The sequence below is a fragment of the Micromonospora sp. NPDC049801 genome, from assembly GCF_040656575.1.
Classification (GTDB): domain Bacteria; phylum Actinomycetota; class Actinomycetes; order Mycobacteriales; family Micromonosporaceae; genus Micromonospora.
The window spans coordinates 1-8,884 of sequence record NZ_JBFAMS010000039.1 but is presented as its reverse complement, the minus strand read 5'-3'; the positions used below and the strand labels follow the sequence as shown (position 1 = coordinate 8,884).

The following is an 8,884-nucleotide window of genomic DNA, read 5'->3' as shown; positions in this document are numbered from 1 at the left end:
GCCGTGCCCGGCTCCGGGCGGTCAGGCTTGATCCCTGCGCCGGGCACGGCAGGCCCCCGCCCCCGCCGGGGTCTTGGTCCGCCGGTCGGGTCGCGGTCTGCCGGCGGGTTGTTCGACCTTCAGTGGCTCTTGGTCAGCGTTTGGTGGCCCGGGTTGGGGGCCCGGGTGGGTGGCATCTCGGGCCCGGGTGGGTGCCTCTGGGTGTGGCCTGGTGGGGGTTGCGCGGGCCGGTGGCTTCGCCCTGGGGCTGACGGGTGGGTGGGTTACCAGCCTCGGGTTCGCCACTGGGGGAGGGCCGGGCGTTCGGCGCCCAGGGTGCTGTCCTTGCCGTGGCCCGGGTAGAACCAGGTGTCGTCCGGCAGTTGGCCGAACAGCTTGTGCTCGACGTCGTCGATCAACGCGGCGAAGCGCTGCGGGTCCTTGTCCGTGTTGCCCACACCGCCGGGAAAGAGACTGTCGCCGGTGAACAGGTGGGCGGTGCCGGCCGGATCGCGGTAGAGCAGCGCAATCGACCCGGGCGTGTGCCCCTTGATGTGGATGACCTCCAGCGCGCAGTCACCCACCGCGACGGTGTCGCCCTCGGCCAGGTGTTCCGCCTCGATCGGCAGCCCGGACGCGTCGTCGGCGTGCACCAGCGCCCGCGCGCCGGTCTTGGCGACCACCTCCTCCAACGCCACCCAGTGGTCCATGTGCTGGTGGGTGGTGACCACGGCGGTCAGGCCGTCGTCACCGATCAGCTCCAGCAGCCGGGGCGCCTCGTTGGCGGCGTCGATCAACACCTGGTCGCCGGTGCCGGAGCACCGCAGCAGGTAGGCGTTGTTGTCCATCGGGCCGACCGACAGCTTGCTGATCGTGAGCCCGGACAACTCGCGGACCGCCGGCGGGCCGCCGTGGGTGACATCTCCGCTGTAGGTCATGACGTGTCGACATCCATTCCGGTGGAGGAGGCGCTCGGCGGCTGTGCGGTGGCGTCGCGCGGGCGGCGCGGCGGTGCGCACGCGTCGACCCTAGCGGGCGGGCGCCGCACCGTCGTCGCGGAAATCGCTTTCGGCACGGCGCGTCGCGCCCTACCGTCGGCGTCACAAGCGGCACTCGGACGTCGGACGGAGGTGGAGTTCATGCCGGACGTGGCACGCGTGTTCCGCCATCACCAGCTCGACACCGATGAGGATGCTATGACCATCGATCTGACCGCCCTCGGCTGGGACGCCGACCGGGCGTCGTACGCCGCCCGACGTGGCGAGCGCCACCCGGGCCGGGTGGCCCGGGTGGACCGGGGAGTCTGCACGGTGCTCACCGTCGACGGCCCGGTCCGCGCCAGCCTCGGCCCGTCCGTGCTGGCCGCCGCCGTCCAGGACCCCTCCGCGCTGCCCTGCGCGGGAGACTGGGTACTGCTCACACACTGGCCGGACCGCCGGATCACGGTGGGGGCCGTGCTGCCCCGGCGAGCCGCGCTGATCCGCCGTACCGCCGGCAAGGACGCCAGCGGCCAGGTGCTGGCCGCGAACCTCGACACGGCCGCCGTGGTGGAGCCGGTGCACCCGGAGCCGGACGTGGCCCGCATCGAGCGGCTGCTGTCCCTGGTCCACGAGTCCGGGGCCCGGCCGCTCGTGGTGCTGACCAAGTCCGACCTCGCGGCCGACCCGGCCGCGCTGGCCCGCCAACTCGCCGCCGTCGCACCCGGTGTGCCGGTGCTGCCGGTCAGCGCCGAGCACGGCACCGGGCTGGCGCCGCTGCGCGCCGAGGTCGCGCCGGGTCGCACGCTGGGGCTGCTCGGGCCGTCCGGCGCGGGCAAGTCGAGCCTGGTCAACGCGCTCGCCGGCGCGGTGATGATGCCGACCCAGGCGATCCGCCGGGTTGACGGCAAGGGCCGGCACACCACCACCTGGCGGGCCCTGGTGCCCATCCCGGGCGGCGGCGCGGTGATCGACACGCCTGGCGTACGCGCGGTCGGTCTCCTCGACGGCGTGGCCGGGTTGGACCGGGCGTTCGCCGACATCGCGGGGCTGGCCGAGGGTTGCCGGTACGCCGACTGCCGGCACGACGGCGAGCCGGCCTGCGCGGTCCGGGACGCGCTGCGGACCGGTGAGCTGTCCGCCCGCCGTTGGGAGAGCTGGCGGCGGCTGCAGGGCGAGGTGGCGCACGAGAGCGGGCGGCGTGCCGCCCGCCTCGCCGCCGAGCGACGCGGCGGCTGGCGCTCGGCGCGACGCCGGGCGGCACGCCCGCCGTCGCCCGGGGGTTACTGACCGGGGCTTTGCCGTCGGGGTACGTGCCCGGCGGCAACGGCCGGTGCCAAAGGCTCGCGGCCGGCGCGGCCGACCGGGCTGAGCTGGGGGAATGTGCGGGCGGGGGAAACTGTCGTACCTCGGGGCTAGAGTTGCCGAGGCGTGTTTTCCGCGCCCGTACCGACCGCTCATGAGCAGCTACGACCGCTCGGAAACAGCACAGAGCGGGACAGACCCTCCGCTTCACCTTCACCCGGGAGTACACGTACCGTGGCCGACCGACTCATCATCCGTGGCGCGCGCGAGCACAACCTGCGTGACGTCAGTCTCGACCTGCCCCGGGACGCTCTCATCGTGTTCACCGGGCTGTCCGGGTCGGGCAAGTCGAGCCTGGCCTTCGACACGATCTTCGCCGAGGGGCAGCGGCGCTACGTGGAGTCGCTGTCGTCGTACGCCCGGCAGTTCCTCGGTCAGATGGACAAGCCCGACGTCGACTTCATCGAGGGGCTGAGCCCGGCCGTCTCGATCGACCAGAAGTCCACCTCGCGCAACCCGCGCTCCACCGTCGGCACCATCACCGAGGTCTACGACTACCTGCGGCTGCTCTTCGCCCGCATCGGCGAGCCGCACTGCCCGGTCTGTGGCGAGCGGATCTCCAAGCAGAGCCCGCAGCAGATCGTCGACCGGGTCCTCGCGATGGCCGAGGGCACCAAGTTCATGGTGCTCGCCCCGGTCATCCGGGGCCGCAAGGGCGAGTACGTCGACCTCTTCGCCGAGCTGCAGGCCAAGGGTTACGCCCGGGCCCGCGTCGACGGCGTGGTGCACCCGCTGACCGAGCCGCCCAAGCTCAAGAAGCAGGAGAAGCACACCATCGAGGTGGTGATCGACCGGCTCACCGTCAAGCCGAGCGCCAAGCAGCGACTGACCGACTCGGTCGAGGCCGCGCTGGGGCTGTCCAGCGGCCTGGTGCTGCTCGACTTCGTCGACCTGCCGGAGGACGACCCGGAGCGGGAGCGCCGCTACTCGGAGCACCTGGCCTGCCCCAACGACCACCCGCTGGCTATCGAGGATCTCGAGCCCCGGGTGTTCTCCTTCAACGCGCCCTACGGCGCCTGCCCGGAGTGCACCGGCCTGGGCACCAAGAAGGAGGTCGACCCGGAGCTGCTGGTTCCCGACCCGGAGCGCAGCCTGCGCGAGGGCGCCATCCAGCCCTGGTCCACCGGGCACAACCTGGAATACTTCCTGCGTCTGCTGGAGGCCCTCGGCGAGGCCCAGCACTTCGACATCGACACCCCGTGGCGGGCGTTGCCGGCACGGGCGCAGAAGACGATCCTGCACGGCTCCGACGACCAGGTGCACGTGCGCTACCGCAACAAGTACGGCCGTGAGCGCTCCTACTACACCGGCTTCGAGGGCGTGGTGCAGTGGATCGAGCGCCGGCACTCCGACACCGAGTCCGAGTGGTCCCGCGACAAGTACGAGGGCTACATGCGGGACGTGCCGTGTGCGGCCTGCGGGGGCGCCCGGCTCAAGCCCGAGGTGCTCGCCGTCACCCTGGCGGGCAAGAGCATCGCCGAGGTCTGCAACCTGTCCGTGGGGGAGTGCGCCGACCTGCTCGCCGGCGTCGAGCTGACCGACCGGCAGAAGCTGATCGCCGAGCGCGTCCTCAAGGAGATCAACGCCCGGCTGCGGTTCCTGCTCGACGTCGGCCTGGACTACCTCTCCCTCGACCGGCCGGCCGGCACGCTCTCCGGCGGTGAGGCGCAGCGCATCCGGCTCGCCACCCAGATCGGCTCGGGCCTGGTCGGGGTGCTCTACGTGCTCGACGAGCCGTCGATCGGGCTGCACCAGCGGGACAACCACCGGCTCATCGAGACGCTGATCCGGCTGCGCGGGCTGGGCAACACGCTGATCGTGGTGGAGCACGACGAGGACACCATCCGGGTCGCCGACTGGATCGTCGACATCGGCCCCGGCGCGGGCGAGCACGGTGGCAAGATCGTGCACAGCGGCTCGGTGCCGGCGCTGCTGAAGAACAAGGAGTCGATCACCGGGGCTTACCTCTCCGGTCGGCGGTCGATCCCGACGCCGACCGGCCGCCGTCCGCAGACCAAGGACCGTGAGCTGGTGGTGCACGGCGCGCGGGAGCACAACCTGCGCAACCTGACCGTCTCGTTCCCGCTGGGCCAGCTCATCGCGGTCACCGGCGTCAGCGGCTCGGGCAAGTCGACGCTGGTCAACGACATCCTGTACGCGGTGCTGGCCAACCAGATCAACGGCGCCCGCCTGGTGCCCGGCCGGCACACCCGGGTCTCCGGGCTGGAGCACGTCGACAAGGTCGTCGGCGTGGACCAGTCGCCGATCGGCCGTACGCCCCGCTCCAACCCCGCCACCTACACGGGTGTCTGGGACCACGTCCGCAAGCTCTTCGCCGAGACCACCGAGGCCAAGGTCCGGGGGTACGGGCCGGGTCGGTTCTCGTTCAACGTCAAGGGTGGCCGCTGCGAGGCGTGCTCCGGCGACGGCACCATCAAGATCGAGATGAACTTCCTGCCCGACGTGTACGTCCCCTGCGAGGTCTGCAAGGGCGCCCGGTACAACCGGGAGACCCTGGAGGTGCACTACAAGGGCAAGACCGTCTCGGACGTGCTGGAGATGCCGATCGAGGAGGCCGCCGAGTTCTTCTCCGCCATCCCCGCCATCCACCGGCACCTCAAGACCCTCGTCGACGTCGGCCTGGGCTACGTCCGCCTCGGGCAGCCCGCGCCGACGCTCTCCGGCGGTGAGGCGCAGCGGGTCAAGCTCGCGTCCGAGCTGCAGAAGCGCTCCACCGGGCGCACGGTCTACGTGCTCGACGAGCCGACCACCGGTCTGCACTTCGAGGACATCCGCAAGCTGCTGATGGTGCTCGAAGGCCTGGTCGACAAGGGCAACACCGTGATCACCATCGAGCACAACCTCGACGTGATCAAGACGGCCGACTGGCTCATCGACATGGGCCCCGAGGGCGGTCACCGGGGCGGCACCGTGCTCGCCACCGGCACCCCGGAGGAGGTCGCCGAGGTCGCCGAGAGCCACACCGGCGAGTTCCTGCGCCAGGTGCTCAAGCTCGACGGCGAGGCCAAGGGCGCGGCGGCGGCAACCACCCGGGCCGCCAAGGCCAACGGCGCGACCAAGACGCGGGCGACCCGCAAGGTGCCGGCCGGCGCGCGCTGACTTTCCCGCATCTCTTCGGGGCGGGTCGGCTGACGACCCGCCCCTTTTGCCGGGGTCGCCCGGATGCCGGGGTGAACTATCCGGCACAGTTGCGCGTGGAAGGAAGTGTGGCCGGCTTTCGGACCGGCGCACTGGGCGAGAGAGAGGCGAGGCATGAGCGACGATCAGGCGCTGACCGGACCGGGTACGCAGACCCGTCGTACCCTGCTCACCGGCGTCGGGGCGGTCGGCGCGGCCGTCGTCCTGGCTGCCTGCGGCAGTGACGACGGCAGCGGCAGCGACGGACCCACCAGTGGCGGCCCCGCCGTGCCCAGCACCGGGGACGCCGGCGGCGGCAACCGGCAGAACGCCCAGTCGCTGGCCACCACCGCCGACATCCCGGTCGGCGGCGGCAAGATCCTCGCCGCCGAGGGCGTGGTGATCACCCAGCCCGCGGCCGGCCAGTTCAAGGGCTTCAGCCCGATCTGTACGCACCAGAACTGCCCCGTGTCGAACGTCGATGGCGGCACCATCAACTGCACCTGCCACGGCAGCAAGTTCTCGATCGAGGACGGCTCGGTGAAGGCCGGTCCGGCGAAGAAGCCGCTGCCGCCGAAGGACATCAAGGTCACCGGCGACCAGATCTCGCTGGCCTGACCCACCTGGGCGCGCCGGTCGCGCCGGTCGGCCATTGATCAACTCGCGTTTCCGGAAGTCGGGGTGTCTGCGGCTCTCCGACACCCCGGCTTCCGGGAAGCCGGGGTGGATCACGCGCCTGCGGTGGGGTGTCGGGGGTGCGGACTAGGCTTGGCGGTGTGGCTGACCCCTCGACCTACCGTCCCGCACCCGGCACCATCCCGGAGTCACCGGGGGTCTACCGCTTCCGCGACGGCACCGGCCGGGTGATCTACGTCGGCAAGGCGAAAAACCTGCGCAGCCGGCTCAACTCCTACTTCGGCGACGTCTGGAACCTGCACGAGCGCACCCGCCAGATGGTCACCACCGCCGAGTCGGTGGACTGGATCACCGTCGGCACCGAGGTCGAGGCGCTCCAGCAGGAGTTCACCTGGATCAAGCAGTACGACCCCCGGTTCAACGTCCGTTACCGCGACGACAAGTCGTACCCCTATCTGGCCGTCACCCTCGACGAGGAGTACCCGCGCCTCCAGGTGATGCGCGGCGCGAAACGCAAGGGTGTGCGCTACTTCGGGCCGTACTCGCACGCCTGGGCCATCCGCGAGACCCTCGACCTGCTGCTGCGGGTCTTCCCCGCGCGGACCTGCTCGGCCGGCGTGTTCAAGCGGGCCGGCCAGGTCGGCCGCCCCTGCCTGCTGGGCTACATCGGCAAATGCTCGGCCCCGTGCGTCGGCACCGTCTCGACCGACGAGCACCGTGCCATCGTCGACGGGTTCTGCGACTTCATGGCCGGCCGCACCGACACCATGGTCCGCAAGATCGAACGCGAGATGACCGAGGCCAGCGAGGCGTTGGAGTTCGAACGGGCCGCCCGCCTGCGCGACGACGTGGCCGCCCTGCGCCGGGCCATGGAGAAGCAGACCGTCGTGCTCGGCGACGGCACCGACGCCGACGTGGTCGCGTTCGCCGACGACCCGCTCGAGGCGGCCGTGCAGGTCTTCCACGTCCGCGACGGCCGGGTCCGCGGCCAGCGCGGCTGGGTGGTGGAGAAGACCGAGGACCTGACCACCGGCGACCTGGTGCACCACTTCTGCACCCAGGTGTACGGCGGCGAGCACGGCGAGGCGGACGTACCCCGTGAGCTTCTGGTGCCCGAGCTGCCGGCGGACGCGGACGCGCTCGCCGACTGGCTCACCAGCCACCGCGGCAGCCGGGTGTCGTTGCGCGTGCCGCAGCGCGGCGACAAGCGCACCCTGCTGGAGACGGTCGAGCGCAACGCCAAGGACGCGCTGGCCCGGCACAAGCTCAAACGCTCCGGCGACCTGACCACCCGCGGCAAGGCCCTCGACGAGATCAGCGAGGCGCTGGGCATGCGCACCTCGCCATTGCGCATCGAGTGCTTCGACATCTCCCAGATCCAGGGCACCGATGTGGTGGCCAGCATGGTGGTCTTCGAGGACGGGTTGCCCCGCAAGAGCGAGTACCGGCGGTTCATCGTCCGGGGCGCCACCGACGACCTGTCCGCGATGTCCGAGGTGCTGCGTCGCCGCTTTGCCCGCTACCTCGACGCGCGGGCCGAGACGGGCGAGGTGGGTGTGGAGTCGGCCGACGACCCGTCCACCCCGGTCGACCCCGTCGATCCGCAGGTCGGTGTCCTGATCGACCCGACCACCGGCCGGCCGCGAAAGTTCGCGTACCCGCCGCAGCTGGTGGTCGTCGACGGCGGCGCCCCGCAGGTCGCGGCCGCCGCGCAGGCCCTCGCCGACCTGGGCATCGACGACGTCGCGCTCTGCGGCCTCGCGAAGCGGCTGGAGGAGGTCTGGCTCCCGGACGACGAGTTCCCGGTCATCCTGCCGCGCACCTCCGAGGGCCTCTACCTGCTGCAACGCGTCCGCGACGAGGCGCACCGCTTCGCCATCACGTTCCACCGCCAGCGCCGCTCCAAGCGGATGACCGAGTCGGCGCTGGACAATGTCCCCGGCCTGGGCGAGGTACGCCGCAAGGCGCTGCTACGCCACTTCGGCTCGCTCAAGCGGCTCTCCACGGCAACCGTCGACGAGATCACCGAGGTACCCGGGGTCGGTCGTCGTACCGCCGAGGCGATCCTGGCCGCCCTCGACCCGGGCACTCGAACCGACGACAGCGCTCAAGCGACCGCCGACGCGGCCGGCCCACCCGACGCGGTGGCGACTCCCGACGCGAAGCAAGCCCTCGACCGCTGACCCAGCGGCAGAAATCGCCCCCGCATCGGCGGTCGCCTCCGCCTCGAAGGTCGCCCGTTGCCATGATCGACTCGACTTCGCCGATATCGGGCTATCAACCGGGCTTGGGCTAGCGCGATATGGCTGAAGTCGAGGCGATCGCCACCTTGCCCAGGGCGCGCATGCTCCTACCCGCGTGGCATACGGGCGACCTGCCCGAAATGAGCGTCGATTCAGGCTCGTCCCGCCAGGGCTCCGCTCTGGTGTCATCGGGCGTAACCGGCACTGTTCCGGCCCTGGGCGCTGCTCCGCACGCCTGCCCCGGTGGTCACCCCTGGGCAGTTGCTGTCCACCCACCTGGATGCGGGACGCGCCGCCACCACACGCCCATGATCGCGCTCGATCCTGGTTGTAGTGGCCTCGGCCGCGCGGCGAGGGGCCTCTTTCCTGGATCGAGCACGATCTTGCCCGTATGCGCCGCCTCGGAACTTCGGCGCGGCGGTCGCTTCGAGCGGTAGGCAGCACTTTCGGGGATGTTGCTGCCTCAGAACCCGCTGAGGCAGCAACAAACCCCAAACATCGGCGGTTTACCGGCGGGGGGTCGCGGTTTTTTTGGGGTTTGGGTGG

General features: G+C 71.3%; 5 protein-coding genes. 4 read left to right on the top strand and 1 reads right to left on the bottom strand.

Translation table 11 applies throughout. The features are described from left to right. Window positions 1-263: 263 nt before the first annotated feature. The gene (locus tag AB0I89_RS33580; RefSeq protein WP_357134874.1) at window positions 264-917 is read right to left on the bottom strand and encodes an MBL fold metallo-hydrolase; all 654 of its coding nucleotides are present in this window, start codon (window positions 915-917) and stop codon (window positions 264-266) included. A gap of 258 nt (window positions 918-1,175) precedes the next feature. Here AB0I89_RS33580 and rsgA point away from each other — a divergent pair, with 258 nt between their 5' ends. The 4 genes from rsgA (at window position 1,176) to uvrC (ending at window position 8,278) form a co-directional block, all read left to right on the top strand. Next, window positions 1,176-2,246 (top strand): ribosome small subunit-dependent GTPase A, encoded by a 1,071-nt coding sequence (rsgA, locus tag AB0I89_RS33575; protein WP_357134873.1) that lies wholly within the window; start codon window positions 1,176-1,178, stop codon window positions 2,244-2,246. Window positions 2,247-2,495: 249 nt separating this feature from the next. Next, window positions 2,496-5,441 (top strand): excinuclease ABC subunit UvrA, encoded by a 2,946-nt coding sequence (gene uvrA / locus AB0I89_RS33570; protein ID WP_357134871.1) that lies wholly within the window; start codon window positions 2,496-2,498, stop codon window positions 5,439-5,441. A 153-nt stretch (window positions 5,442-5,594) separates the two neighbouring features. Continuing rightward, window positions 5,595-6,077, top strand: coding sequence for a Rieske (2Fe-2S) protein (locus tag AB0I89_RS33565; protein ID WP_357134869.1), 483 nt, complete (start codon window positions 5,595-5,597; stop codon window positions 6,075-6,077). Window positions 6,078-6,235: 158 nt separating this feature from the next. After that, entirely contained in the window at window positions 6,236-8,278 is a 2,043-nt protein-coding gene (uvrC, locus tag AB0I89_RS33560) for an excinuclease ABC subunit UvrC (RefSeq protein ID WP_357134867.1), read from the top strand. The last annotated feature ends 606 nt before the right edge of the window (window positions 8,279-8,884 follow it).

What these genes read in the sequence shown, in the direction of transcription:
- AB0I89_RS33580 (WP_357134874.1), bottom strand. Translation starts at nt 917, where the DNA reads ATGACCTACAGCGGAGATGTCACCCACGGCGGCCCGCCGGCGGTCCGC.
- rsgA (WP_357134873.1), top strand. Translation starts at nt 1,176, where the DNA reads ATGACCATCGATCTGACCGCCCTCGGCTGGGACGCCGACCGGGCGTCG.
- AB0I89_RS33565 (WP_357134869.1), top strand. Translation starts at nt 5,595, where the DNA reads ATGAGCGACGATCAGGCGCTGACCGGACCGGGTACGCAGACCCGTCGT.